At 64.7% G+C, this 24777-nt stretch carries 24 protein-coding genes and 1 tRNA gene; 11 read left to right on the top strand and 14 right to left on the bottom strand.

The annotated features are described in order from the left end of the window. Positions 1 to 38 precede the first annotated feature (38 nt). Positions 39 to 464, bottom strand: coding sequence for a large conductance mechanosensitive channel protein MscL (gene mscL, locus ACREYQ_RS15665; RefSeq protein WP_115212790.1), 426 nt, complete (start codon positions 462 to 464; stop codon positions 39 to 41). Positions 465 to 678: 214 nt separating this feature from the next. Between mscL and petA the strand changes: the two genes are divergently transcribed. The 7 genes from petA to ACREYQ_RS15630 all read left to right on the top strand — a co-directional run bounded on the left by petA (position 679) and on the right by ACREYQ_RS15630 (position 7125). After that, entirely contained in the window at positions 679 to 1296 is a 618-nt protein-coding gene (gene petA / locus ACREYQ_RS15660; protein WP_115212791.1) for a ubiquinol-cytochrome c reductase iron-sulfur subunit, read from the top strand. A 2-nt stretch (positions 1297 to 1298) separates the two neighbouring features. After that, positions 1299 to 2702 carry a cytochrome b gene (locus tag ACREYQ_RS15655; RefSeq protein WP_432258470.1) on the top strand — a complete coding sequence of 468 codons (1404 nt, stop codon included), beginning with the start codon at positions 1299 to 1301 and terminating at the stop codon, positions 2700 to 2702. Between the two features lie 37 nt (positions 2703 to 2739). Then, a complete protein-coding gene (locus tag ACREYQ_RS15650; RefSeq protein ID WP_432258469.1) occupies positions 2740 to 3483 on the top strand; it encodes a cytochrome c1 in 744 nt (247 codons plus the stop codon). 219 nt (positions 3484 to 3702) lie between these two features. Continuing rightward, positions 3703 to 4314, top strand: coding sequence for a glutathione S-transferase N-terminal domain-containing protein (locus ACREYQ_RS15645; protein ID WP_010812311.1), 612 nt, complete (start codon positions 3703 to 3705; stop codon positions 4312 to 4314). A 57-nt stretch (positions 4315 to 4371) separates the two neighbouring features. Beyond that, positions 4372 to 4860 carry a ClpXP protease specificity-enhancing factor gene (locus tag ACREYQ_RS15640; RefSeq protein WP_432258468.1) on the top strand — a complete coding sequence of 163 codons (489 nt, stop codon included), beginning with the start codon at positions 4372 to 4374 and terminating at the stop codon, positions 4858 to 4860. Between the two features lie 53 nt (positions 4861 to 4913). Next, positions 4914 to 4989: transfer RNA gene (locus ACREYQ_RS15635), tRNA-Thr, on the top strand. A gap of 459 nt (positions 4990 to 5448) precedes the next feature. Then, positions 5449 to 7125 carry an amidohydrolase gene (locus ACREYQ_RS15630; protein ID WP_432258467.1) on the top strand — a complete coding sequence of 559 codons (1677 nt, stop codon included), beginning with the start codon at positions 5449 to 5451 and terminating at the stop codon, positions 7123 to 7125. A gap of 169 nt (positions 7126 to 7294) precedes the next feature. On the opposite strand, the gene ACREYQ_RS15625 is transcribed toward ACREYQ_RS15630, so the two are convergent. The 3 genes from ACREYQ_RS15625 to ACREYQ_RS15615 are packed head-to-tail and all read right to left on the bottom strand — an operon-like array spanning position 7295 to position 10105. Next, on the bottom strand, positions 7295 to 8680 hold the full coding sequence (locus ACREYQ_RS15625; RefSeq protein ID WP_432258466.1) for an ATP-binding protein: 1386 nt from the start codon (positions 8678 to 8680) through the stop codon (positions 7295 to 7297). After that, the gene (locus ACREYQ_RS15620) at positions 8656 to 9321 is read right to left on the bottom strand and encodes a response regulator (protein WP_432258465.1); all 666 of its coding nucleotides are present in this window, start codon (positions 9319 to 9321) and stop codon (positions 8656 to 8658) included. The genes ACREYQ_RS15625 and ACREYQ_RS15620 overlap by 25 nt, the downstream gene beginning before the upstream one ends. 25 nt (positions 9322 to 9346) lie before the next feature. Continuing rightward, a complete protein-coding gene (locus ACREYQ_RS15615) occupies positions 9347 to 10105 on the bottom strand; it encodes a COG4705 family protein (RefSeq protein ID WP_432258464.1) in 759 nt (252 codons plus the stop codon). Positions 10106 to 10439: 334 nt separating this feature from the next. Between ACREYQ_RS15615 and ACREYQ_RS15610 the strand changes: the two genes are divergently transcribed. Next, positions 10440 to 11354, top strand: a complete 915-nt coding sequence (locus tag ACREYQ_RS15610) for a sensor histidine kinase (RefSeq protein ID WP_432258463.1) — start codon at positions 10440 to 10442, stop codon at positions 11352 to 11354. 14 nt (positions 11355 to 11368) lie between these two features. Next, positions 11369 to 12130 carry a LytR/AlgR family response regulator transcription factor gene (locus ACREYQ_RS15605; RefSeq protein WP_432258462.1) on the top strand — a complete coding sequence of 254 codons (762 nt, stop codon included), beginning with the start codon at positions 11369 to 11371 and terminating at the stop codon, positions 12128 to 12130. Between the two features lie 37 nt (positions 12131 to 12167). Here the strand turns inward: ACREYQ_RS15605 and ACREYQ_RS15600 are convergent, their stop codons facing one another. From ACREYQ_RS15600 to ACREYQ_RS15580, 5 genes are all read right to left on the bottom strand, one after another. Further along, the gene (locus ACREYQ_RS15600; protein WP_432258461.1) at positions 12168 to 12488 is read right to left on the bottom strand and encodes a 2TM domain-containing protein; all 321 of its coding nucleotides are present in this window, start codon (positions 12486 to 12488) and stop codon (positions 12168 to 12170) included. Positions 12489 to 12644: 156 nt separating this feature from the next. Beyond that, entirely contained in the window at positions 12645 to 13289 is a 645-nt protein-coding gene (locus tag ACREYQ_RS15595; RefSeq protein WP_432258460.1) for a hypothetical protein, read from the bottom strand. Continuing rightward, on the bottom strand, positions 13270 to 13458 hold the full coding sequence (locus ACREYQ_RS15590; RefSeq protein ID WP_432258459.1) for a hypothetical protein: 189 nt from the start codon (positions 13456 to 13458) through the stop codon (positions 13270 to 13272). Before ACREYQ_RS15590 ends, ACREYQ_RS15595 begins: the two co-directional genes overlap by 20 nt. Before the next feature lie 339 nt (positions 13459 to 13797). Continuing rightward, positions 13798 to 15213: an amidohydrolase family protein gene (locus tag ACREYQ_RS15585; protein ID WP_432258458.1), complete on the bottom strand. Its 1416-nt coding sequence runs from the start codon at positions 15211 to 15213 to the stop codon at positions 13798 to 13800. A gap of 3 nt (positions 15214 to 15216) precedes the next feature. Then, a complete protein-coding gene (locus ACREYQ_RS15580; RefSeq protein ID WP_432258457.1) occupies positions 15217 to 16566 on the bottom strand; it encodes a nucleobase:cation symporter-2 family protein in 1350 nt (449 codons plus the stop codon). A 544-nt stretch (positions 16567 to 17110) separates the two neighbouring features. On the opposite strand from ACREYQ_RS15580, the gene ACREYQ_RS15575 reads away from it, so the two are divergent. Then, positions 17111 to 18115 (top strand): AraC family transcriptional regulator, encoded by a 1005-nt coding sequence (locus ACREYQ_RS15575; protein WP_432258456.1) that lies wholly within the window; start codon positions 17111 to 17113, stop codon positions 18113 to 18115. Between the two features lie 131 nt (positions 18116 to 18246). On the opposite strand, the gene ACREYQ_RS15570 is transcribed toward ACREYQ_RS15575, so the two are convergent. The 5 genes from ACREYQ_RS15570 to ACREYQ_RS15550 form a co-directional block, all read right to left on the bottom strand. Beyond that, on the bottom strand, positions 18247 to 19335 hold the full coding sequence (locus ACREYQ_RS15570) for a CobW family GTP-binding protein (RefSeq protein WP_432258455.1): 1089 nt from the start codon (positions 19333 to 19335) through the stop codon (positions 18247 to 18249). A gap of 66 nt (positions 19336 to 19401) precedes the next feature. Next, positions 19402 to 19998, bottom strand: coding sequence for a UbiX family flavin prenyltransferase (locus ACREYQ_RS15565; RefSeq protein WP_432258454.1), 597 nt, complete (start codon positions 19996 to 19998; stop codon positions 19402 to 19404). Further along, complete coding sequence (locus ACREYQ_RS15560) at positions 19995 to 22283, bottom strand: xanthine dehydrogenase family protein molybdopterin-binding subunit (RefSeq protein WP_432258453.1); 2289 nt, start codon at positions 22281 to 22283, stop codon at positions 19995 to 19997. Before ACREYQ_RS15560 ends, ACREYQ_RS15565 begins: the two co-directional genes overlap by 4 nt. Further along, positions 22280 to 22795: a (2Fe-2S)-binding protein gene (locus tag ACREYQ_RS15555; RefSeq protein WP_432258452.1), complete on the bottom strand. Its 516-nt coding sequence runs from the start codon at positions 22793 to 22795 to the stop codon at positions 22280 to 22282. Before ACREYQ_RS15555 ends, ACREYQ_RS15560 begins: the two co-directional genes overlap by 4 nt. Then, positions 22783 to 23655 carry an FAD binding domain-containing protein gene (locus ACREYQ_RS15550; protein ID WP_432258451.1) on the bottom strand — a complete coding sequence of 291 codons (873 nt, stop codon included), beginning with the start codon at positions 23653 to 23655 and terminating at the stop codon, positions 22783 to 22785. Before ACREYQ_RS15550 ends, ACREYQ_RS15555 begins: the two co-directional genes overlap by 13 nt. A gap of 196 nt (positions 23656 to 23851) precedes the next feature. Between ACREYQ_RS15550 and ACREYQ_RS15545 the strand changes: the two genes are divergently transcribed. Next, positions 23852 to 24775, top strand: a complete 924-nt coding sequence (locus ACREYQ_RS15545) for a LysR family transcriptional regulator (RefSeq protein WP_432258450.1) — start codon at positions 23852 to 23854, stop codon at positions 24773 to 24775. The last annotated feature ends 2 nt before the right edge of the window (positions 24776 to 24777 follow it).

Genomic DNA, 24777 nt, shown 5'->3' with positions numbered 1-24777 from the left:
ACGGCCCCATCGGGGCCGTTTTATCTTTCGGGATCGGATCAGCGCGTCTTCAGGCTGTCGCGGATCTCACGCAGCAGCACCACTTCCTCGGGCGGGGCGGCCGGCGGCGCTGCCGGTTCCTTGGCGCGCATTCTGTTAAAGGCGCGCACCATCAGGAAGATGATGAACGCAAGAATCAGGAAGTTGACAACGATAGTCAGGAAATTGCCATAGGCAAATACGGGAACGCCGGCCTTCTTCAAGGCATCGAGCGTTGAAGGCGTGCCGGGCGGGGGATCGGCCAGCAAGATGAACATATTGGAAAAATCCAGCTTGCCGACGATACGGCCAATCACTGGCATGATCAGATCATTCACCACTGAATCCACGATTTTCCCAAACGCAGCGCCAATGATCACGCCGACCGCGAGGTCGACTACGTTGCCACGCATGGCGAAGGTTCTGAATTCCGAGATCATGCCCATGGGGGGTTCTCCTTCTTGTGGCTAGCGATGAACGGTTTCAAGCTCGAAGCCTGCCGCATGACTCTGCGGAAAGCAAGCACGCAGGCCGCTTTCCGGGTTGCATGTCCGATAATCGCGCATAGCCGTGGCATTTTCTGCCTATCTAGTGCGCAGGTGTCTAAGGTACACTTTATGGTTGACGCAAAATCTAAATTGACTTCCCCTGGGGTTTGGAATGAGTGACCAGCAAGACGTGAAGAGCGTGGATAAAGGTCGCCGCAATTGGTTGATCGCGACATCCGTCGCTGGCGGCGTCGGAGGCGTAGCGGTAGCGGTTCCTTTCGTCAGTACTTTTGCACCATCGGAGAAGGCCAAAGCCGCGGGTGCCCCGGTCGAAGCGGATATCGGCGCGCTGAAACCGGGCGAGATGATGACCGTCGAATGGCGCGGCAAGCCGGTCTGGATTCTGAAGCGGACCGAGGAAATGCTCGCCTCGCTGAAGAAGACGGACGGCGAAGTGGCCGACCCGAATTCCGACGTGCCATTCACGATGAAAACCCCTGAGTACTGCAAGAACGAAACCCGTTCCCGTGCAGACCACAAGGATCTCCTGGTCGTGGTGGGCATCTGTTCCCACCTTGGCTGCTCGCCTTCCGGCCCCTTCGCTTCCGGCGCCAATCCCCAGCTCGGCACCGATCCCGGTTTCCTCTGCCCCTGCCATGGCTCGACCTTCGACCTGGCCGGCCGCGTCTTCAAGAACAAGCCGGCTCCGCAAAATCTCGACGTACCCCCATACCAGTTCCTGACCGATACCAAGATCGTGATCGGCAAGGACGAGAAAGGAGAAGCTTGATCATGGCGGCCGAAAAACAAGTCAAGACGACCGGCCTGCTGGGCTGGATCGACGCCCGCTTCCCCGCAACCCAACTGTGGGAAGACCATCTCTCCAAGTACTACGCCCCGAAGAACTTCAATTTCTGGTACTTCTTTGGTTCGCTGGCGCTGCTGGTGCTGGTGATCCAGATCGTTACCGGCATCTTCCTGGTGATGAACTACAAGCCGGACGGCACGCTGAACGCCGCCGGCATTCCCGTGGCCTTCGCCAGCGTGGAATACATCATGCGCGAAGTCCCCTGGGGCTGGCTGGTGCGCTACATGCACTCGACCGGCGCCTCGGCCTTCTTCGTCGTGGTCTACCTGCATATGTTCCGGGGCCTGCTGTACGGTTCATACCGCAAGCCGCGCGAGCTGGTCTGGATCTTCGGCTGCCTGATCTTCCTGTGCCTGATGGCCGAAGCCTTCATGGGCTACCTGCTGCCATGGGGCCAGATGTCGTACTGGGGCGCCCAGGTGATCGTGAACCTGTTCTCGGCCATTCCCGTGATCGGCCAGGACCTGTCGCTGTTCATCCGCGGTGACTACGTGGTGAGCGATGCCACGCTGAACCGCTTCTTCTCGTTCCACGTCATCGCCGTGCCGCTGGTGCTGCTGGGCCTGGTCGTTGCCCACATCATCGCGCTGCACGAAGTGGGCTCGAACAACCCGGACGGCGTCGAGATCAAGGCCAAGAAGGACGAGAACGGCGTGCCCCTGGATGGCATTCCCTTCCATCCGTACTACTCGGTGCACGACACGCTGGGCGTGGCCGGCTTCCTGATGATCTTCTCGGCCGTGATCTTCTTCTTCCCGGAAGTGGGCGGCTATTTCCTGGAAGCCAACAACTTCTTCCCGGCTGATCCGCTGAAGACCCCGCCGCATATCGCGCCGGTCTGGTACTTCACGCCGTTCTACTCGATGCTGCGCGCCACCACGTCGAATTTCCTGCCGATCCTGTGGGTGTTCTTCGCGCTGGTGCTCGGCATGGTGTTCCTGCGCAGCAAGGATGCCCGCATCAAGGCTGGCGCCGTGGCCATCGCCGTGATCCTGGCCGTGGGCTTCTACTTCATCGACGCCAAGTTCTGGGGCGTGCTGGTGATGGGCGGCTCGGTCGTGATCCTGTTCTTCATGCCGTGGCTCGATTGCTCGCCGGTGAAGTCCATCCGCTATCGTCCCGCCTTCCACAAGACCATCCTGATCGTCTTCGTGGTGGTGTTCCTGGTCCTCGGCTACCTCGGCGTGCAACCGCCGTCGCCGGTTGGTGAAAAGGTGTCGCAGCTCGGCACGCTGCTGTACTTCGCCTTCTTCCTGACCATGCCGCTGTGGAGCCGTGCCGGCGAGTTCAAGCCGGTGCCGGAGCGCGTCACGTTCCATCCGCACTGAGCGAAGCGCGAACCCGACAAGAGGACAAGGACACAAGATGAAAAAGCTGCTTTCGATCTTCGCGCTGGCCGGCGCCTGCTTTGCCGCCGCGCCCGCCATGGCATCCGAGGGGGGCTACCCCCTTGAGCCGGCACCGGTAAACACTGCAGACCTGTCGTCGCTGCAGCGCGGCGCCAAGCTGTTCGTCAACTACTGCCTGAACTGCCACGGCGCATCGATGATGCGCTACAACCGGCTCAAGGACATCGGCCTGACCGACGACCAGATCCGCGAGAACCTGCTGTTCAGCGCGGACAAGGTTGGCGAGACCATGACCATCGCCATGCAGCCGAAGGAAGCCAAGGCCTTCTTCGGTGCGCAGCCGCCGGACCTGTCGGTGATCGCCCGCGCCCGCGGCGACGACTGGCTTTACACCTACCTGCGCACGTTCTACCGTGACGACAGCCGCGCCACAGGCTGGAATAACCTGGTGTTCCCGAGCGTCGGCATGCCGCACGTGCTGTGGGAACTGCAGGGCCAGCGCGCCGCCAAGTTCACGGAAGTGGAACAGCACGGCGAGAAGGTGCACAAGTTTGCCGGCTTCGAGCAACTGAGCCCGGGCAAGCTGAGCAAGGTCGAGTACGACCAGGCCGCGGCTGACCTGGTCGGCTTCCTGGACTGGATGGCCGAGCCCGCGCAGAACCACCGCAAGCGCCTGGGCGTCTGGGTGTTGATGTTCCTGGGCGTGTTCACCGTCTTTGCCTGGCGCCTGAACGCCGCGTACTGGAAAGACGTGAAGTAAGCCTCGCCAGCAGCCCGAACCCGGGCCCTGACAGGACAAAGGCCAGGAGTGGCCGCTGCGAAAGCAGCGCCGCTCCTGGCTTTTTTCACTTGGAAGCGAGCAGAGGGTCACCTTATAAGTGCATCATTTGCCACAAATTTGCTTTCTAGTGGCCGACTTTGGCAGAATGTCAGACCTTACTGTCCGACCCTGCTTCGGCTAAGCCCAAGGAATCCAACCATGATGGTGTTGTATTCGGGTACGACTTGCCCGTTCTCCCAACGTTGCCGCCTTGTCCTGTTTGAAAAGGGCATGGACTTTGAAATCCGCGACGTCGACCTGTTCAACAAGCCCGAAGATATTTCGGTGATGAACCCGTACGGCCAGGTGCCTATCCTGGTCGAGCGCGACCTCATCCTGTATGAGTCGAACATCATCAACGAATACATCGACGAGCGCTTCCCGCACCCGCAGCTGATGCCGGCCGACCCGGTGCAGCGCGCCCGTGCCCGCCTGTTCCTGTTCAATTTCGAAAAGGAACTGTTCACCCACGTCTACACGCTGGAGAACGAAAAGGGCAAGGCCGCGGAGAAGAACCATGAACGCGCCCGCGCCGCGATCCGCGACCGCCTGACGCAGCTCGCGCCGATCTTCGTCAAGAACAAGTACATGCTGGGCGAAGAGTTCTCGATGCTCGACGTCGCTATCGCGCCGCTGCTGTGGCGCCTGGACCACTACGGCATTGAGCTGTCGAAGAACGCCGCGCCGCTGCTGAAGTATGCTGAACGCATTTTCAGCCGCCCCGCGTACATCGAAGCGCTCACCCCGTCGGAAAAGGTGATGCGCCGCTAAGCGGCACCGGCCCGGGCGCATCCGCCCTCGGGCCATCGCGGCGCCATTGGAAGCACAATGTCTGAAACCTCCACCAAGCCCTACCTGATCCGCGCCATCTATGAATGGTGCACGGACAACGGCTTCACGCCGTACATCGCCGTCTTCGTCGACGCCAACACCAGCGTGCCGCGCGAGTTCGTCAAGAACAACGAGATCGTGCTCAACGTCAGCTTCGACGCCACCAGCGGCCTGGACATGGGCAACGAGTGGATCACCTTCAGCGCACGCTTCGGCGGCATCTCGCGCAAGATCGACGTCCCCGTCGAAAACGTGCTGGCCATCTACGCCCGCGAAAACGGGCAGGGCATGGCCTTCCCGGTCGAACGCAGCGTGCCGGAAACCCAGGCAGCCACCGAGCGCGAGAACAACCCGCCGCCCAAGCTGGCCCCGGTGGAAGCCGAGACCTCGGCCAGCACCGCCGACACCGGCCCCGGCGACGATGACACGCCGCCCCCGGTGCCCCGCATCGGCGGCAAGAAGCCCGCACTGAAAGTGGTGAAGTAAGCCGCTCCCAAAGCGGACCGCAATGCAGTAGAATCGCGGTCTGCACCAGACATGCCGGCTTAGCTCATCAGGTAGAGCAGTTGATTTGTAATCATCAGGTGGCGGGTTCGAGTCCTGCAGCCGGCACCAGAATATGAAAACGGGCTACGCAATCTTGCGTAGCCCGTTTTGCTTTTGTGGGCGAGAAAATGACCGCTTGGCACGGTCAACTCCCGACGCGGATGGGAGCCATCGCTCCATCCCAAGGGATCCGGTCAACTAAATCCGCCGCTTCTGCGTGTCACCGGGCAACTCATTGAAGCGTGCCGCGTAATAGGCGGCGAAGCGGCCAAGAGCAGCTTGACCAGTTTCGGATGGTGCCGCTGGCAGCGAATTTCTACACTCGGCCCTCCCAGGTCCCCGCCGTGAAATTAGTTGAAATATAAATAATCGTAATCTAAATTAACTCGTGAAGGGCCGTCCCTCGGGATAGCCCTTGTTCCGGCTGCCAGCGACGCGGCCGGAATCGCGCACGCCAACTAGAAAGAAACAGGGGAGCAACGAATGAAAATCAGTGGGAGCAGGGGAGTGCCGGGTTGGCTCGGACTTGTGGCCATCGTACTGCTGCTTGCAGGATGCGGGAGCTCATCCGAGCCTGTCGCCGACACGGTCTACACCAACGCGAAAGTCCTGACCGTCGATGCCGTCAATACCGTAGAGCAGGGCTTCGCCGTCAAGGATGGAAAATTCCTGGCGATTGGATCCGCAAGTGCATTGGGCAAGCATATCGGGCCGGCCACGCGTGTGGTCGACATGGGCGGGCGTACTATTGTCCCTGGCCTCAGTGACGGCCACCTGCATGGTGCTGGCGGCGGTCCCGGCATCGACCTGTCGCGCACGCGCAGGATTGACGATGTGCTGGCTGCAATTCGCGATGCCGTCGCCAGCCATGCACCGGGCGAACTGTTGCAAAGCAACTCCGACTGGCATGAGGCCCAACTGAAAGAGGTCCGCCTGCCTACCCGCGCCGAGCTCGATGCGGCGGCGCCGAACAACCCGCTGGTGCTGCACCGCGGCGGCCTGACGGCCATGCTCAACAGCGCGGCGTTGACAAAGTGGAATATCACCGAGAGCACGGTGTCGCCCGAGGGCGGCATCATCCAGAAGGACAGTAACGGCCAGTTGACCGGTGTCCTGATCAATAACGCGCGCTCGCTGATGACGCTGCCCCCGCCGCCCAAATTTGACACTGCGGCCCTGGAAGAAATGCAGCGCAAGCTCAATGCGCTGGGGCTGACCAGCGTGCGCGTGCCGGGCATGTTCACGGGCACCGACGTGCCGTCGGCCTATGCCGTCATCCGCCAACTTCAGGGTGAAGGCAAGCTTAGCCTGCGCTTTCAGCTGCTGCTCAACGCCATGGCGCCGGTGAGCACCGCCGCGCAGATCAAGTCGATCATTGGCTCGGCCCAGCTGCCGCCGGGCACTGGTGATGAATGGGTGCGCATCTGGGGCGCGAAGACCTCGGTCGATGGCGGGTTTGAGGGCGGCTATATGAGCCAGCCTTACAGCGAGCCCTACGGCAAGGGCGGGACGTTCTACGGGCTGCCGCTGGTTTCCGGCCAGGCGTACCAGGATGTGGTCGGCGAACTGGCCCGCAACAAGTACCGCGTGGCCGTGCACGTGGTTGGCGATGCGGCACTGGACCAGGTCCTGGCGGCGTGGGAGAGTCTTGACAAGGCCAGTCCGGGCGCCGTCAAAGGCTGGACCATCGAGCATGCATTCGTGGTCCGCAAGGAGCAGCTCGAACGTGTGCGCGCCCTGGGCGCCAGGCTGTCCGTGCAGGCTCACCTGTACGTTGCGGCGCCGGTGCTGTCGCGGTACTGGGGGCACGACCGCGCTGAACACGTGACCCCCGTGAAGACCTTCATGGATTACGGCTTCCAGCTCGTAGGCGGCACCGATTCCGCAAACATGCCGGTCAATCCGTTCTGGGGGATGTATCACTTCATTACCCGCGACACGATCACCGACGGCGTATATGGGCCGGACGAGCGCGTGGGACGCAACGACGTGCTGCGCATGTTCACCATCAACTATGCCGACCTGAACGGCGAGACCGATACCAAGGGCTCGATCGAGAAGGGCAAGCTGGCTGACTTCGTGGTCTTGTCGGGAGACTATCTGACGGTGCCTGAAGTGGACATCCAGAATCTTCATGCCGTTGCCACCTATGTCGGAGGCCGCCAGGTGTACCGCGACGCGGCCACTTCAGTTCCTGCCTTCTAAGCCGAAGCCGGGGCCAGGCGCCTGGATCAGAGCGGCCCGAGAGGGCCGCCATCGCCTAGGCGCCGGCCACGCGCACGATCGCTGGCGCTGGCGCCGGATTTTCCGCCCCTCCGCAAGCCCTGCTTGCCGGCCACGCACGATTGCAGAGCCTGGCGCAAAGCCAGGGTATCTAACCGGCCTGCGATTCAGCCGCCCGGAATTGGCCCTTCACTGGAATCAGGACGGCGACGCTCAAGCCTGTCTGATGCCCTTCGTCAGAGAAGTCCAGCCGAATATCCGCGCCGATGCGCTTCGCAATTGTCCTGACGATGGAAAGCCCCAGCCCCGAACCGATCTGCGCGCTGCCAAGCGTACGGTAGAAGGGGTCGAAGACCCGATCCCGTTCGGCCAAGGGGATGCCCGGCCCGGTGTCCTGGATGCGCAGCACGGTACACCCTTCGGCCGAGCTCACTGACAGATCCACGCGGCCACCCTGCGGGGTATAGCGGATGGCGTTGTCGACCAGGTTCCTGACCACGGCGATCATGTCCAGCTCACTCGCCCATACCCGAGCGTCTTGCGTTCCCTCGACGCCGATGTCGATATGCTTTGCCTCGGCCAGCGGCATCAGGTCCTCCAGAACACGGCGGTAAATGCCCTGGATGGATACCGGCGACGCCGGCGATTCGGCAGGCGATTGCACCCTGGCCAAGGTCAGGAGCTGATCCAGCAGGCTCCTGCCGCGTTCAATGCCCTGGCGCAGCACGGTCAATCGTTCACGCGCCGGGCCGGACATTTCCGCTTCAGCCAGTCGTTCCGCCTGCAGCGACAACGCCGTCAGTGGTGAGCGCAGCTCGTGCGCGGCATCCGCGACAAAACGGCGCTGGGTGTCCATCGACTGCGCAACGCGGGCGAGCAGGCGGTTGATCGCCACCACAAACGGACGCACCTCGGAGGGCAGGCGGCGGTCGTCGATGGGGTGCAGCTCCTGCTCGGCACGCTGGTCGATTTCCCTGGAGAGCGCGGCAATCGGCTGGAACATCTTGCGCACCAGGTCGGCGACGATCAGCAGCAGGAGCGGCACCAGGACCAGGAAGGGTGTCACGGTACGGAGGGCGCTTTCGCGCGCAATCTGGTCCCGGAAGCCGGACTCTTGTGCGACTGCAATCCGTTCGCCGGCGGTGGTTGTACTGACCAGGACACGGAAGGTTTCGCCATCGACGTCCAGCGTGTGCAGGCCATCAGTCAGCGTCTCGGGCAGGGGTAACAGTCCGCCGGCATCGACGCCTTTCTGTGACCCCTTGCCGTCGCCCAGTCGCTGGACGATCACACGCGATTCCTCGTTGCTTTCCTTGAGGCCGGTATCGGTGGGCGCAGGGGCAGGCGACAGGTGCTGCTCACGCATCAGCCACGCGACCTGGCGCAAGACATCGTCTTGCAGTTCGTGCGCTTCATCGAAGGCGGACATGAAGGAGAAGATGCCCGCCACGATGGCAACGACCGCAATCGCGGCCGCCAGGGTGAAGGACAGCTTGATCTGAACTGACGCGTTCAGCCGCCCTTTGAGACCATCCATCCCACCCCCCTGACGTTCTTGATGACCTCGCTGCCCAGCTTGCGTCGCAGCGCGTGGATCAGATATTCGACGGCATTGCTTTCGACCTCCTCTCCCCAGCCGTAGATGCGATCCTCCAGCTCGCTGCGCGACAGGATGGCCCCCGGTCGTATCAGCAAGGCCTGCAGGAGCGCAAACTCACGATTGGAAAGTTGTAAGGGGGCCTCACTGCCCACCGAGGCCTGCCGCGTGGCCGGATCAAGCGAGACCACGCCGTTGCTGAGCACAGGCGTGGCGCTGCCCCCCTTGCGTCGCAGCACGGCACGCATCCGCGCGAACAGTTCCGCAATCTCAAAGGGCTTGAGGACGTAATCATCGGCCCCGCCATCCAGGCCGCGCAAACGGTCATCCAGTTCGTCGCGAGCCGTGATGATCAGCAAGGGAACGGGGTTGCCCCTGGCCCGAATGCTGGTCAGGACGTCCAGGCCGTCCTTGCCTGGCAAGCCAAGGTCGAGCAGCACCAGGTCATAGTGCTGGCAGTCCAGGGTCGCAAGGGCGGCCTGGCCGTCGCTGACCCAGTCAGCCGCATAAGACGCATCCTTCAATGCGCCCTGGATCGCTTCACCAATCATGGGATCGTCTTCGACCAGCAAGACCCGCATGCCGCCCCCGTCCAATCGTCGTCGTTCAATGCGCCGTCCGCGCTGCGCGCTGCCTGAACAGCAGGATACCGGTCAGGATGAAGGCAAACAGCGCGGCCGACGCGGAATAGCGGCTCAACGCCAGACCTCCGGCGTTCAGCGGCTTGTCCAGGAAGTCGCCGACCACGGCACCCAGCGGGCGGGTCAGGATAAACGCCGCCCAGAACAGAAGGGTACGGGATACACGGGTCCAGTAGTAGGCCGCAACGATCAAGGCTAGCAGGCCACCAAAGACGATGGCTGCGCCGGTGTAGCCCAGGCCCGCCGTATCGGCGGTCCAGTCGCCGAGTGCCGTGCCCAAGGTCTGGGAGAACATGATCGTTACCCAATAGAACGCCTCCGCCGTGGGCGAGCTGACAGTGCTCACCGACACGGAGCCAAGGGTACGATGCCAGACAAGGAGCGAGCCGAGCAGCATTGCTAGCAGCAAGCCCGAGCCGCCGGCGTAGCCGATGCCGAGCGAGCGGTCGGCAAAGTCCGCCAGTGTCGTGCCCACCGTGGTGGTCGCGATAATCGTGGTCCAGTACAGGAAGGGATGGAAGCGCCTGGCTCTGATCTGCGCGATCACGGCGGCCAGGAAGATCGCTGCGAAGATGCCCGTGCCGACCAGATAGCCCAGGTTCATGGACATCGAGACGGCATCGCCGCCGGTTTCGCCGAGCGTGGTGGCGGCGATCTTGATCAGCCAGAACCCCAGCGTGACTTCGGGAACTTTGGCCAGGGCGTGTTCTGTGGAGGCTTTCATGGGAGCTCGCGCTAGTTGGTCAAGGATGGAGGCTACGCAGGCAGACTTAGCTGGTACTGAGCCAGACCGCCATGGGGGTCTGGCCCCTTGGACAACGTCTTGGTGTGCCATATCAGGCGCTTGTCGAGGGCCCGGCGCAGGGTTAGTCCATGTGATCTCGGGCCGGCGACGGGGACCGTCCAGTATCGGACTTCACCCTACAGCGCGATGAACCGAGCAGTCTGCGCCCGCTTACCCGCGATTCACGTCGCCAATCCGTCGGTTCCCGCCAGCGCGGTATCACGACCCGGAACGCGATGGTAACCTCCTGCCATCTCCCCGCTGCCACCCGCCCGTGCACGCCCCCGACTCCCGCATCTGGCGATCCGCCCCCGAACAACGCGCCTACGAAGACGCCCGCCGGCGCGTGCGCGCGCTGCGCTTCTTCTACATGCACGCCATGCTCTACGTGGCGGTCAACGCTTTGCTGATCGGCTTCCACCTGGTGGCATCGCCGCAGCGCCCGTGGTCCGGCGGGCCGCTCATTGGCTGGGGCATCGGCCTGGCCATGCACGGCGTCATGACCTGGGGCCGCGTCGGCATGCTCGGGCGGCAGTGGGAAGAACGCAAGATTGCCGAGTACATGGCGCAGGAGCAGGTGCGCACGCTGTCGACGGAGAAGCAGTTGGTGGAGGCCCGCATGCGCTTGCTGCAGGCCCAGATCGAACCGCACTTCCTGTTCAACACCCTGGCCAACGTCGTCAGCCTGATCGAGCCCGCGCCGCAGAAGGCCACACTGATGCTGGAACACTTCATCGCCTACCTGCGCGCATCGCTTGCGGCCAGCCGCGCCACGCAAGGCACGGTGGCGCAGGAAGCAAAGCTGCTGCGCGACTATCTGGCACTGATCCGCATCCGCATGGGTGACCGGCTGCATTACTCAGTCGATGTCGACCCGGAACTTGAGCCGATGCCGCTGGCGCCGATGCTGCTGCAGCCCGTGGTCGAGAATGCGATCAAGCACGGGCTGGAGCCGAAGATCGAAGGCGGGCGCCTGCAGGTCCGGCTGGAGTGGCGCGGCCCGCGCATGCTGGCGACCATCGAGGACGATGGCATGGGTTTCCGCCCCTCGGCTGGCGCCGGCGTCGGGCTCTCGAACCTGCGTGAGCGGCTGGCCGTGCTGTATGACGGGGACGCCCATGTACGGATTGAAGAACGCTCCCCCGGCACCGCCGTGCTGATCGAAATCCCGCTGCCGCGCGCATCCTGAAACGGAGACGCCCCATGACGCCCACCGCCCTGATTGCCGACGATGAAGAGCACCTGCGCGCGTATCTGCGCACCAAGCTGCAACGCCTCTGGCCGGAGCTGCAGATCGTTGCCGAGGCGACCAACGGCATCGAAGCCGCCGACGCCATCGCACGGTTGTCGCCGAGCGTAGCCTTCCTCGACATCAAGATGCCCGGCCTGTCCGGGCTGGAAGTGGCGCAAGGGATTGAAGCCGATACGCGGCTGGTGTTCGTCACGGCCTACGACGAATTCGCACTCGATGCGTTCGAGCGTGCGGCAGTCGACTACCTGGTCAAGCCGGTCAGCGAGGAACGGCTTGGCCGCACCATCGAACGGCTGCGCAAGGCGTTGCAGGAAGCCACGCCGCCGCCCGAACTGGCCCAGCTGCTGAACCAGCTCACACGCGCCCAGCCGCGCGCGGAAAGCGGCGGCCAGCTGCGCTGGGTGCGCGCCAGCCGCGGCAATACCACCAGCCATGTGCCGATCCAGGAGGTGATGTACTTCCAGAGCGATGACAAGTACGTGGTCGTGCACACCCGCGATGGCGAACACCTGATCCGCACGCCGCTGGCGGAGTTGATCGCCGGCCTGGATCCCGAAGTGTTCTGGCAGATCCACCGCTCATCCATCGTCAATATGGAATACGTGGCCGGCACGCGCCGCGATGAGGCGGGACGGCTCTTTGTAAGGATGCGCGACAGCGATGCCGAACTGCCGGTATCGCGCGCCTACATGCACCGCTTCCGGCAGATGTAAGGCAGCCGGCGGCGCAGTGCGCCGCCGGCTCAGGGATTCACTGGCGATCCATGAATTCCTGGATCTTGCGCTGTTCCCAGTCACGCCCACGGCGCGACAGCCGCGTCCAGACCAGCAGCCCGTGTATCGTCAGCGCCAGACCCCAGCCCAGCGTGGTGCTCAGCGGCCACGGCCAGCCCGTGGTGGAGTAATGCGACCACACCGGCGACGGAAAGTAGAAGAAGCGCAACCACAGCCAGGCATTGACGACAGCGTAGACCAGCAGGTGGATGTACCAGCCGCGCAGGGCACGCACCATGCGGCGCGCGCGCCAGTAGGCCATGGCGTTGGGGTCGTCGGGCGGGAAGGCGTGGTGCATGGGATACCTCGTGGTGAAGTTTGTTGGCATGCGTAAGGTAGGTCACCACGAAGGGCAGTACCAGGCCTATGGGGCGAATCGACGGATTTTGTTCGTGGATGGGCGGGCGGGGAGCGTGAATGTCATGACGCGCTTTCATATCGGGCCGGCCAGCCGCTATGCCGCAATGCCTTCGTCACTGCCTTGTGGCTCCATCTTAGATGCCCACCCGGATTTCGCAGTGCGTAGCACGATCTTCTGCTTTTCCGCGCGCTCGACTGCGTTGATGCGTTCAATCACTGAGGCGATAGGAGCACTGCCTTCTGCGCGCGCCAGGTAAAGCAGGCGTACCAGTTTGTCGGCCCACCTTGGCAACTTGCCGGTCTTCTCCCAACGAGCGACGGCCTGCTCATTGTTCCCAAGCAATTTCGCCAGACCGGCTTGCGATTGCATCAAGCCTGCGCTGCGGATGTAGCGGAACTCTGTACCTGTGAGGGGGGATGGCTTCTTGGCCAGGGCGAGACAGATGGCGACGCAAAGACCGTCCAGATCTTCGATCGATATGCCTTCGCCGTAGGGCGTGCTCTGGAATTTGTATCCATTGACCAGCCACACGTTTTTGAGACCGCCGTCTGTGTAGTGGTACATCTTCCATACCCCACCTATTACTTTGATGGGTTGAAGTGTACCGAGTTGGCTTGCTGCCACGCTTTGCGTCTGATGCATTTGCCACGAGGCAATACCAGGGGGAGAGAGGCTTCCCGACTTCGCAGTCAACGCCTTTGCCGGGAAGCCGTACCAATTAAGACGCAGGCAGTTCATCCGCCAACACACTCTCCAGCTGCGCCTTCACCAGCCCCAACAAACAGAACGCACTAAAGCATGCCTCCGACTGCTCACTATGCTGCTCCAGCAGCATAAGCACCCCTTCCATACCCGCTGCCACCGTCTCAATGCTGTACCGCGCCATGGATAGATCGATTTCCGACATAGGACCTCCTACCGTTGGATGAAGGTCCGCCGCTCGACGTTAGGGGAGGGCGGCGGGCCTGACGACGAGGGTGGAAAACCGGTGCTTCACCCAATCCCGGTCAGCCTTGCGGCTGCCTCGTCCGGCCCGCCATATGGAGAAATGGCGCGTACGCGGAAGAGGGCAATCGCAAAAGCGATCGCCCTGGATGAAGCTGTCGAGTTTCCACACTCGGTCACCGTTGTTCGATGACAGCCCCAGTCTCACGCTTTAAGGCGCTCGAATCGATAGGACACTTCGCATTCCCGTACGGACGCCGCATCGTGCCCGAGCCGCGCCCGCCAGCAAATAGCCAAACGCCTAATCCACCAGCGTCGCCAACGCCTCCCGCGCCTCCCGCCGCAGCTTCTCCAGGTCCAGCCCCACGACCGCTCCATCCCGCACCACCTGCCGCCCCCGCACCAGCACATCCCGCACCGGCGTAGGCTCGCCAGCCGCCACCGGTGCCGTGCCGATGTCATGGAAGCCATGGAACCGCAGCCCGCTGACGTCATAGATCGCCAGGTCGGCAGACTGCCCCGGCGCCAGCGTGCCGATCCCCGGCAGCCCCAGCACCTGCGCACCACCTGCGGTGCCCCAGTGGATGACTTCTTCCACGCGGGTTTGCGCAGCCCCGCCGAGTGCCCGGTGCACCAGCCACGCGAAATTGGCTTCATGCACCATGCTGCCCGATTCATTGGACGCCACGCCATCCACGCCCAGTGAAATCGGCACACCCGCATCGGCCATCGCCCGCACCGGTGCGATGCCGCTGCCCAGCCGCGCATTGCTGACGGGGCAGTGCGCCATGCCGGTGTTGGTCACCGCCAGCATGCGGATCTCTTCGGGATTCACTGTGACCAGGTGCGCGAACCAGACGTCAGGCCCCAGCCAGTCGTGGTCGGCGACGAACTGCACCGGTGTGCACTGGTACTTCTCGCGGCAGAACTTCACATAGTTGTCGGTCTCGGACAGGTGCGAATGCAGGCGCAGGTCCATGCCGCGCCCGAAGGCAGCCAGCTCGCGCAGCAGGGCGGGTGGCAGCGAGAAGGTTGGCGTCGTTGGTGCGACCACTACGCGGCGCAGGCCATCGGCAGAGGCATCGTGGTAGCGCGCCTTGAGCCGTTCGATATCGGCCAGCATCTCGTCCAGCGTCTCGGGCACCAGTGCAGTCGCGCGCATGCCGGGATGATCGGCGGCCGACTGGATGGCGCCGCCGCGGCACAGCACCAGGCGCATGCCGAGCTCTTCCGCCACCTCGAACAACACGTCGCCGGTCTCCGCGCCGTGGCCGTGGTGGTAGAGGTAGTGGTGATCGGCGCAGGTGGTGGTGCCGGACAGCAGCAACTCCGCCATCCCCAGCCGCACGGCGGTGCGGAAGATCTCGGGCGTAAAGCGCGCCAGGCGCGGGTAGGCGACGGAGGCCAGCCATGGCTCCAGCCCCACGTTCATGCCGCTGGGCACGGCCTTGAGCAGGTTCTGAAACAGGTGGTGGTGGGTGTTGACCCAGCCCGGGTAGACCACGCAGCCGCTGGCGTCGAGCACGGGCTCGCCGTCTTGGCGCGGCAGGCCTGCACCGATTTCGGCGATGCGGCCGTCGCGGATGCGGATGTCGGCGGCGCCGGCGCGGGCGGCGTTGCCGGTACGGCCGGTCATCACGGCGGCGGCGTTGCGGATCAGCAGGTCGCCGGCGGATGTGTTGCTGGTGGCGCTGGTGGCGTTGGTGTTCTGCACCATGTTTCAGACCCCTTGGACGTTGTCGGCGGTGGCGGGCAGCTCGTCGGCTTCACGCGCGGGCATGCCGTTGAGAATCAGGTTGAGGACCACGGAGACCACGCAGGCGATGATCACGCTGCTGTGGACAAAGGGCTGCAGGAAGCCGGGCAGCTTCTCCAGCATGCCGGGCAGCATCACCGGCATCATCGCGCAGCCGAGCGTGACGGCGACGATGGAGAGGTTGTTCGGGTTGCGGTCGTACTCGACCTCGCCCAGGGTCTTGATGCCGGCGGCGACGACCACGCCGAACATCACCATGGTGGCGCCACCCAGCGCGGCGGCCGGGATCGAGGCGAACAGGGCGCCGATCTTGGGCACCAGCGCCACGGCGCAGAGCATCGCGCCGCAGGTGGCAACCACCCAGCGGCTGCGCACGCCGGTGACGATGACCAGCCCCACGTTCTCCATGAAGGCGATATACGGGAACGCCGCGAACATGCCGCCGATGGCGCTGGCCAGGCCGTTGGCGCGCAGGCCGCGGGTGGCGTCGCGCTCGGTCAGCGGGCGCTTGACGATATCGCCGACGGCGATGAACAGGCCCATCGATTCCACCATCTGCACCACCATCACGATCACCATGGTGGTGATGGCGCCCACGTTGAAGGTGGGCATGCCGAAGGCGAACGGCGTCACCATCGTGAACCACGGTGCGCGCCCGACTTCATCGAAGTTGCCCATGCCCAGCATCCACGCCACCGTGCCGCCGACCAGCAGGCCGATCACCACGGACAGGTTGCGGATCAGCTCGCCGCCGTGCCGGTTGATAAACAGGATCAGTGCCACCACGCCGAAGGCGACGATGAAAAAGATGGGGGCGCCGAAATCAGGCGCCCCCCTTCCGCCTCCAAACCAGTGAAACGAAACCGGGAACAGCGACAGGCCCACCGCGGTGATGGTGCAACCGCTGACCACCGGTGGGAAGAAGCGCTTGAGCTTGCCGATGATGGGCGCAAGGAACATCGCGATCACGCCCGCGGCGATGATGGCGCCGCACACGCCGTTGAAGCCGAGCGCGGGATCGGTGCCGATGGCGATGACGGGCCCCACCGAGCTGAACGCCACGCCCTGCATCAGCGGCAGGCGCACGCCGAACTTCCAGAAGCCGACGGTCTGCAGCAGGGTGGCGATGCCGGAGGTGAACAGCGCGGTGCTGATCAGCATGGTGGTCTGCGCCGGCGTCATCTTGAGCGCGCCGGCGACGATCATCGGCACCGCGATGGCGCCGAGATAACTGACAAGCATGTGCTGGAAGCCGAGCGACGCCATGGCGCGTGCCGGCAGGATCTGGTCGACGGGGTGAACCGCTGGTTGCATGATGTTGTCTCCTGCCGCATTGGGGGAAAGTGCGCCATGCCGGCGGCGGCTGGCCCGGTCTGTGGTTGCCGGGCTCGGTCCGTCACGGTGCCATGCGCGGCGCATGGCCGACGCATGCCTTGCACAGTAGTGATGCAGGGCATGCCGTCATAGCGTTATTGCGAAGGCCGTGGCACCGGGCCGCAATTGCGCTTGCAAAATGCGAGCCCGGGGGATCAGGGGTTTCCCTTGGGTTGCGTGAGCGGGGTGGGGGTCCTAGGATGGATGGCGTACTTCGCGGCGAAGGCGTGCTGCTCGCCGCTTGTGTGCTCCCCTCCCGCTTGCGGGAGAGGGGCAGGGGGTGAGGGCGGGCGCTGGCATACCGACGGGCTGCACTTCGTCGACGCGCCCGCCCTCACCCCCACCCCTCTCCCACTTCGCGGGAGAGGGGAGCGTTCACAGCGGGCGTGAGCAAGATTTGGCGCAGTCGTGCACAGGTGCCCGGGGTACGTCGGCAGCCAGGCCTTTGTAGTCGCTCCTTTCAACTTCGCCGTCCACATCACATATGTCACCCAACGCAGGATGGTTTGCTGCAGCTTCCCGCTCGCCAGTCAGCCGCGGCGGTGACCTCGATCGCATCCAGTCGCTGTCCGGCCGCGTGTTCGGCCCCACGCGGCTGCGCGCGGCCGAAGCCGATGCGGCGCTCGATGCCCGTATCGACACCAGCACCATCGGCCGGCTGACACTGGTCACCATCGCCTACAACCAGGCAGTGCAGATCGAACCACAGCCGAACAAGGATGAGTTCGTGATCCAGACCGTGCTGGCGGGAACGTGCCACGTGGAGACGCCGCGCGGTGCGATGCTGATGCCGCCGGGGGCGACCTTTGTGTTCTCGCCGACCGTGCCGGCCACGCTGTCGCTGGACCCTGGTTGCGAGCGCTTCAGCGTGGTGATCCGCCGGCAGCTGATCGAAGAGGCGTTCCGCCAGCAGTTCAGCTTCGAGCCGCCGGCGCCGATTGAGTTCGACATGCAGCCGGTGGCGGACGATGGCCGTGCCGAGCGCTGGCAGGCGCTGGTGAGCTACCTGCGCGCGGAAACGCGGGTGCGGCGCGAAGGCAGCGGTGTGCCTGCGGTGGATGCCAGCATCGAACGCATCGTGCTGTCGACGCTGCTGCTCGACCGCTTCGCCGCGGACGGCAATATGCTGCCCCGCCGGTTCGACGCGGCACTGCCTGACTATGTGCGCAATGCTATCGCTTACCTGCGCGCCAATCTTGACCAGCCCTTGACGCTGGAGCAGATCGCGGCGCATTGCGGCGTATCGGCGCGCACCTTGCAGCTGGGTTTCCGCAAGAGCAAGAACACCACACCGATGGAGTACCTGCGGCTCCTGCGCCTGCATGGCGCGCGCGCCGACCTGCAGCGGGCGCGGCAAGAAAAGGGGATGGTCAGCGCGATCGCGCTGCGGCACGGATTTACCCACCTGAGCCTGTTCTCGCGCGAATACCGGCGCGAGTTTGGGGAACTGCCGTCGCAGACGCTGCGGGATCCAGGCGCTGGCCGGTAGTTCCGTTCGCTTAACCATCGTCGTTCCCGCGCAGGCGGGAACCCAGTGACTTCATCCCCGAAGGGGACGTGAAAGACGCTGGATCCCCGCCTGCGCGGGAATGACGGTAGCCTCGGATACATTACTGGGATCTAAGCCGCCTGTGCCAGCGGCAGGCACAGCTTGAGCAGCGTCTGCAGACGTTGCTTGTCCAGATTGCGGCCGATAAACACGAACTTGCTTTGCGCCGCTTCCGCGCCCCACGCATCGGCGGGATGGAAGTCCATCAGCCGGTGCACCGCCTGCAGCACGTAGCGGTGCGTGTCGCCGTCGATGGCCACGATCCCCTTCATCCGGAACACGTCGTCGCCCTGTGCGGCCAGCAGGGCCTTCAGGCCATGCTCAAGGCGCTGGCGGTCGAACGGCTGGTCGAACACCAGCGATACCGACGCGACCGACGGATCGTGGCGGTGGCCATGCGCGTCGTCATCGTGCACGTGATCGCAATGCTCGTCGCAGACGTGGTCGTGATCGTCATGGTCATGCACGTGATCGTGGTGGTCATCGTGCGCATCCGCCTGGATGGTGCCAGGCGTAAAGCCGCCGATGCCGAGGATCTTGCCCAGGTCCACCTGCGCGAAGTTGGAGCGCAGGATCTGCGCGCCTTCGTTCAGGCGGTGGATGCGTGCCTCCAGCCGGTCGAGCTGCGGGGCGTCGACCAGGTCGGTCTTGTTGAGGATCACGCGGTCGGCCGCGACGATCTGGTCGACGGCCTGGTTGTCGAAACCCGTCAGCTGGGGATCATCGAGGTGGCTTTCAATATGCACCGCGTCCACCAGTGTCAGGATGCCGTCCAGCGTGACCTGCCTGGCGACTTCGTGGTCCATGAAGAAGGTGGCGGCCACCGGCGTGGGATCGGCCAGGCCGCTGGTCTCGACCAGGATATGGTCGAAGCGCTCGGGACGCTCCAGCAGCTTCTGCAGGATGCGCACGAGGTCGGTGCGCACATCGACCACGCAGCAGATGCAGCCGTTGGTCATCTGGTAGATCTCTTCATCCGAGGTCATCACCAGGTCGGAATCGACATCGACCTCGCCGAACTCGTTCTCGATCACGGCGATGCGGTGGCCGTGCTTCTGCGTCAGGATGTGGTTGAGCAGCGTCGTCTTGCCCGAGCCGAGGAAGCCGGTAAGGATGGTGACCGGGACGGGGGGGTGTTGTGCGACGGCAGGTGCGTTCATGTTGTCTCCTGATTTATACCGAGTTGGGTACTGCGTTCCTCGCTACCGCGAGGCGAAATCTTCTTCTCACGCGGTGGCGACATTGGGGCGCAAGCCTTCCCAGCGTTCCACCAATCCGTCGTGCGGCACGTCGAACAGGTCCAGCACGCGCCCCACGGTGTGGTTGACGATGTCGTCCACCGATTGCGGATGTGCATAGAACGCCGGCATCGGCGGCAGCACGATGGCGCCCATCTCCGTCACCGTGGTCATGTTGCGCAGGTGCACCAGGTGGAAGGGCGTCTCGCGCGCCAGCAGCACCAGCCGGCGCCGCTCCTTCAGCATCACGTCGGCGGCGCGGGTGACGAGGTTGTCGGCAAGCCCGGTGGCGATGGCGGCCAGCGTGCGCATGGAGCACGGCGCCACCACCATGCCATCGCAGCGGAATGAACCGCTGGCGATGGTGGCGCCGATATCGCGCACGTTGTGCACCACGTCAGCCATGGCTTCGATCTGCGGGCGCTGCAGGCCCAGCTCATGGTGCGCGGTCAGCAGGCCGGACGGCGAGCAGACCAGGTGGGTCTCCCAGCCGTCCAGTGCCGACAGTGCCTGCAGGATGCGCACGCCGTACACCGCGCCGCTGGCGCCGGTGATGGCGACCACCAGGCGTTGCTTGCGGGTCATGAGGTGGCGCCTTCCTTCGCCGTCTTCTCCGCCAGTGCCTGCAGCACCTGCTCCGGCTTGATCGGGTAGTGCCGGAAGCGCACGCCGATGGCGTCGAATACGGCATTGGCGATCGCTGGCCCGATCGCGACGATCGGGTCCTCGCCCACGCCCTTGGCGCCGAAGGGGCCGCCGGGGTCGGGCGCCGCTTCCAGGATTACCGTGTGGATGGGCGGCATGTCCATCGCCAGCGGCATCTTGTAGTCGACGAAGTTGGCGTTAAGCGAGCGGCCGGTGCGCATGTCGATCTGGTAGTCCTCATACAGCGTGTGACCGATGCCTTGCTGGATGCCGCCTTCGATCTGGCCCGCGGCCGCCACCGGATGGATCACCTTGCCGACGTCATGCACCGGCACTACCTGCTGCACGGTGATGAAGCCGGTCTCGGTATCGACCGCCACCTCAACGAAATGCGCGGCGAACGAGTACGACTTGGTCGGGTGATAGGTCGCGGTGCCCACCAGCTGCGCGGCGGGAATGCCCTTGCGCGGCATCACGGCCTCGCGCACGGTCAGCGTGGGGCCGTCGCGGTCGCGCACGGCGATCACGCCGGCGGTGAGCGTCAGGGCATCGGGCTCGCATTCCATCAGCTTCGCGGCGCGCTCGAACAGCTGGCGCTTGATCTCGCCGGCGGCCATCTGCGCGGCCTTGCCGACCATATAGGTGGTGTGGCTGGCAAAGGCGCCGATGTCCCAGGGCACGACGTCGGTGTCGCCGTGCACGACCGATACCGATTCGAATGGCAGGGTCAGTTCTTCTGCAACGATCTGCGCGAGGGCGGTATGCGCACCCGTACCCAGCCCGGCCGCGCCGGTCAGCAGAACCACTGTCCCATCCTCATTCATCTTGATGATGGCGTTGCCCTGTTCCTTGATGCCGGGATAGGCGCTGCTGCCGTGCATCTCGCAACCCAGGCCCCAGCCGGTGCGGATCGGGCCGGTGGTGTCGCGCGGGCGGCGCCGCAGCGCGGGCCAGTCGACCAGCTCCATGCCTTTCTCGATGCAGGCCTCCAGGCCGTGCCCGATCAGCGGATGGTTGGACGGCGCGATATCGCCTTCGCGCACGGCGTTCTTCAGTTTCAGTTCGGCGGGGTCCAGGCCCAGGTGCTCGGCCGCTTCGTCCATCTGCACGTCGAGCGCATAGTAGGTCTGCACCACGCCATAGCCGCGGAACGCGCCCGCGATGGGGCTGTTGGTGTAGACGCAGCGGCCTTCCAGCAGCACGTTGTCGCAGCGGTACAGCGAGACCATGGCGGCGGTGCCGACATTGGTCACGCCGGGGCCATGCGAGCCATAGGCGCCGGAGTTGAACACCACCCTGGCCTGGCGCGCGGTGATGGTGCCGTCGTTGCGGAAGCCTTGCCTGAGCCAGATCTTCGCCGGATGGCGCGTGCGGCCGCCGAGGAAGGTTTCCTCGCGCGTGTACTCCATGCGCACCGGGCGGCGCGTCTCGCGCGCCAGTAGCGCGCACAGGAACTCATGCTGGAACAGGTCCTGCTTGGCGCCGAAGCCGCCGCCCATATGGTCGACCAGCACGCGCACCTTGTGCAGCGGCAGGCCCAGCACCTCGGCCATGATGCCGCGCACCATGAAGGCGGTCTGGGTGGAGATCCACACCGTCAGGTTGCCGTTGCCGTCCCAACTGGTGGTGCAGACGTTGGGCTCCATGTAGGCGGGGGTGGGGCGGCCGCCTTCGTAGATGCCCTCCAGGATGAAGTCCGCTTCGGCAAAGCCCGCTTCCACGTCGCCGCGCTTGATGATGACCGGCGGCAGCACCAGGTTGCCGCCGGGTTCGCGGTCGTGGATGCGCGGGGCGTCGGAGCGCTCGGCGTCTTCGGTGGTGAAGACCGCCGGCAGCGTTTCGTATTCGACTTCGATCAGCTCGATCGCGCGCTCGGCGATCTCTTCGCTGATGGCGGCCACCGCGGCCACGCCTTCGCCCCAGTAGCGCACCTTGTCGTCCAGGATGTACTGGTCGCAGGTCACCGAGGCGGAGCGCGGGTGGGGCGAGCCGGCGTGCAGCACGCGCGGCACGTTCTCATGGGTCAGCACGGCCTTGACGCCCGGCAACGCCAGGGCGCGCGAGGTGTCGATGCGGCGGATCCTTGCATGGGCGACATTGCAACGCTTCAGCTTGCCGAACAGCAGGCCGGCGAAGGGCATGTCGGCAACGTACTTCGCGTTGCCGGTGACCTTGTCGAGCAGGTCGGTGCGCTTGACGCTGTGTCCGATCACGGCGTGGGTCATCGTGCCTCCTCGCTGGCGCGGACGCGGTTTGCGGACCCGGCAGGGTCCATGGCCTCGGCGGTCTTCTCGATGGCCTCGATGATCTTGGTATAGCCGGTGCAGCGGCAGATATTGCCGGCAATGGCAAAGCGGATCTCGTCGCGCGTGGGGTGCGGGTTCTCGTCCAGCAGCGCCTTGGCCATCACCACGAAGCCCGGCGTGCAGAAGCCGCACTGCGCGGCGCCGCACTGCATGAACTGCTCCTGGATCGGGTGCACGGTGTCGGGCGCGGGCTGGATGCCTTCGATGGTGGTGATGTGGCAGCCGTGCGCTTCGGGCGCCAGCACCAGGCACGAGTTCATCGGCTGGCCGTCGATGATGACGGTGCATGAGCCGCATTCGCCCACGTCGCAGCCCTTCTTGGTGCCGGTCAGGCAGGCGTCGTTGCGCAGGGCGTCGAGCAGCGTGCTGTGTGGCGCCACCGCCAGTTCGCGCGGCTCGCCGTTGATGACGAGTTCGATCATTTTTCGCATGCTGCTGCCTCCACGGCTTGTTCCAGGGCGCGGCGGGTCAGTACGCTGACCATCTGCCGCCGGTACGCTTCGCTGGCGCGCACGTCGCTGATGGGGCGCGCATCGCCCATGGCGGCGTGCGCGGCCTGCAGGATCAGGGCGTCGGTCACGCGCTGGCCGCGCAGCACGTGCTCGGCGCGCACGGCGCGTACCGGGGTGGGGCCGACCGCTGCCAGCACGATGCCGACCTCGGCACAGTGGCCGTTCTCAATCGTCAGCGATACCGCCACGCCAACCGTGGCCAGTTCCATCTGCACGCGGCGGCCATGCTTGAGGTAGACCTTGCCGGTGTGGGGACGCGGCGCCGGCACGGTGATGCGGGTGACGATCTCGTCCGGCGCGATGGCGGTCTTGCCGACGCCGGTGACAAAGTCCTCCACGTGCAACTCGCGCGAGCCGGATAGTCCATACAGGTGCACCGAGGCACCGTCCGCCACCAGCGGCGCGATCGAATCGGCCGACGGCGATGCGCGGCAGACGTTGCCCACCACGGTGGCGCGATGGCGCACCTGGATCGAGGCGAAGTCCGTCACGGCCTTCGCCAGGCTGGCGTAATGGCGCTGCACGAAGCCCGACGTCTCCACCGCGCGCGTGGTCACCAGCGCGCCGATGCGCAGGCCGTTGACGGGATCGAAGGTCAGCACGTCCATGCCCGGGATCTTCTTGATGTTGATCACCTGCTCGGGCTTGCGCACGGACTCCTTGATCTGGACCAGCAGGTCCGTGCCGCCGGCCAGCACGCTGGCCTTGCCGCCGCACCGGTGCAGCATGGCCGAGGCTTCCGCCAGCGTTGCCGGTTCGAAGTATTCAAACGCTCTCATTGCTCCTCCTGGTCTGTGCCATCGGCGGCGTCTGCCTGTCGTGTGGGGCGCGCACCGTTGAAGTCATCATGGGCGGATGGCCGTCATCGGTAAAGACCCGGAAACGGATTAATTGATCGTGTTACCCTATGAATCAGACGCGCCCGCCAGACCTGGCGAAGCAAGCGCGCACCCCGATATACCGGAGGTAGACAACATGCCCAACATCAGCAACATGAACGTGTCGCTGCGCCAGTTGCGCGCGTTCATCGCCGTGGCGCAGGAGCGCCACTTCACCCGCGCGGCCGAGAAGCTGGACCTGTCGCAGTCGTCGGTCAGCGCGCTGATCCACGAGCTGGAAGGCAATCTCGGCCTGAAGCTGTTCGACCGCCACACGCGCCAGTTGCACATCACCCAGGCGGGCGCTGAGCTGTTGCCGCTGGTGAAGAAGGCGGTGGCCGATATCGACAGCGTGATCGAGAACTCCAGCGAGCTGCGCACGCTGGGGCGCGGGCGCGTGTCGATCTCGGCATCGTCGATCCAGGCGGCGCTGATGCTGCCGCGCGTGATCCGCGAGTTCTGCGTGAGCCATCCCGGCGTGAAGGTGGAATTGCACGATGTGTCCGAGCATGAGGTGACGAAGATGGTCAGCTCGGGCGAGGTGGACTTCGGCATCGGCACCATCCCCGAAGGCCAGCCCGACCTGAGCGCGCACCGGCTGATGTCCGATCCCTTCGTGATCGTGATGCCGGCTCACCATCCGCTGCGGCGGCGCAAGACACTGCGCTGGGAGGACGTGGCCGGCCTGCCCGTGATCGGGCCGCACAAGGGCAACCCGATCCGCGATTGCCTGGATACGGCGCTGGCCGCGCGCGGCATCTCGCTGCAGCGGGTGCACGAGGTGTTCCTGCCGCTGACCATGGTGGGCATGGTGGATGCCGGGCTGGGCATCGCGGTGATGAGCGCGGCGGTCACGCGGCTGACTTCCGCGCTGGGGCTGGCCACGGTGATGCCGACCGATCCGGTGATCCATCGCGAGATCTCGCTGCTGGTGCACGCGGACCGGTCGCTGTCGCCGCCGGCCCAGGCTTTCCGCGACCTGCTGATGCGCTATCGCGCCAAGCTGGCCGACGCAGGCTGACT

Origin of the sequence: Cupriavidus sp. TMH.W2, from assembly GCF_050847365.1 — a bacterium.
Taxonomy (GTDB): Bacteria; Pseudomonadota; Gammaproteobacteria; order Burkholderiales; family Burkholderiaceae; genus Cupriavidus.
Note: the sequence above shows the minus strand (reverse complement) of the source record. Positions and strands in the feature narration are given on the sequence as shown.

Excerpts from the sequence above, each read along its gene's own strand:
- mscL (WP_115212790.1), bottom strand. The coding sequence starts at position 464 with ATGGGCATGATCTCGGAATTCAGAACCTTCGCCATGCGTGGCAACGTA.
- petA (WP_115212791.1), top strand. The coding sequence starts at position 679 with ATGAGTGACCAGCAAGACGTGAAGAGCGTGGATAAAGGTCGCCGCAAT.
- ACREYQ_RS15655 (WP_432258470.1), top strand. The coding sequence starts at position 1,299 with ATGGCGGCCGAAAAACAAGTCAAGACGACCGGCCTGCTGGGCTGGATC.
- ACREYQ_RS15650 (WP_432258469.1), top strand. The coding sequence starts at position 2,740 with ATGAAAAAGCTGCTTTCGATCTTCGCGCTGGCCGGCGCCTGCTTTGCC.
- ACREYQ_RS15645 (WP_010812311.1), top strand. The coding sequence starts at position 3,703 with ATGATGGTGTTGTATTCGGGTACGACTTGCCCGTTCTCCCAACGTTGC.
- ACREYQ_RS15640 (WP_432258468.1), top strand. The coding sequence starts at position 4,372 with ATGTCTGAAACCTCCACCAAGCCCTACCTGATCCGCGCCATCTATGAA.
- ACREYQ_RS15625 (WP_432258466.1), bottom strand. The coding sequence starts at position 8,680 with ATGGATGGTCTCAAAGGGCGGCTGAACGCGTCAGTTCAGATCAAGCTG.
- ACREYQ_RS15620 (WP_432258465.1), bottom strand. The coding sequence starts at position 9,321 with ATGCGGGTCTTGCTGGTCGAAGACGATCCCATGATTGGTGAAGCGATC.
- ACREYQ_RS15615 (WP_432258464.1), bottom strand. The coding sequence starts at position 10,105 with ATGAAAGCCTCCACAGAACACGCCCTGGCCAAAGTTCCCGAAGTCACG.
- ACREYQ_RS15605 (WP_432258462.1), top strand. The coding sequence starts at position 11,369 with ATGACGCCCACCGCCCTGATTGCCGACGATGAAGAGCACCTGCGCGCG.
- ACREYQ_RS15600 (WP_432258461.1), bottom strand. The coding sequence starts at position 12,488 with ATGCACCACGCCTTCCCGCCCGACGACCCCAACGCCATGGCCTACTGG.
- ACREYQ_RS15595 (WP_432258460.1), bottom strand. The coding sequence starts at position 13,289 with ATGAACTGCCTGCGTCTTAATTGGTACGGCTTCCCGGCAAAGGCGTTG.
- ACREYQ_RS15590 (WP_432258459.1), bottom strand. The coding sequence starts at position 13,458 with ATGTCGGAAATCGATCTATCCATGGCGCGGTACAGCATTGAGACGGTG.
- ACREYQ_RS15585 (WP_432258458.1), bottom strand. The coding sequence starts at position 15,213 with ATGGTGCAGAACACCAACGCCACCAGCGCCACCAGCAACACATCCGCC.
- ACREYQ_RS15580 (WP_432258457.1), bottom strand. The coding sequence starts at position 16,566 with ATGCAACCAGCGGTTCACCCCGTCGACCAGATCCTGCCGGCACGCGCC.
- ACREYQ_RS15575 (WP_432258456.1), top strand. The coding sequence starts at position 17,111 with ATGTCACCCAACGCAGGATGGTTTGCTGCAGCTTCCCGCTCGCCAGTC.
- ACREYQ_RS15570 (WP_432258455.1), bottom strand. The coding sequence starts at position 19,335 with ATGAACGCACCTGCCGTCGCACAACACCCCCCCGTCCCGGTCACCATC.
- ACREYQ_RS15565 (WP_432258454.1), bottom strand. The coding sequence starts at position 19,998 with ATGACCCGCAAGCAACGCCTGGTGGTCGCCATCACCGGCGCCAGCGGC.
- ACREYQ_RS15560 (WP_432258453.1), bottom strand. The coding sequence starts at position 22,283 with ATGACCCACGCCGTGATCGGACACAGCGTCAAGCGCACCGACCTGCTC.
- ACREYQ_RS15555 (WP_432258452.1), bottom strand. The coding sequence starts at position 22,795 with ATGCGAAAAATGATCGAACTCGTCATCAACGGCGAGCCGCGCGAACTG.
- ACREYQ_RS15550 (WP_432258451.1), bottom strand. The coding sequence starts at position 23,655 with ATGAGAGCGTTTGAATACTTCGAACCGGCAACGCTGGCGGAAGCCTCG.
- ACREYQ_RS15545 (WP_432258450.1), top strand. The coding sequence starts at position 23,852 with ATGCCCAACATCAGCAACATGAACGTGTCGCTGCGCCAGTTGCGCGCG.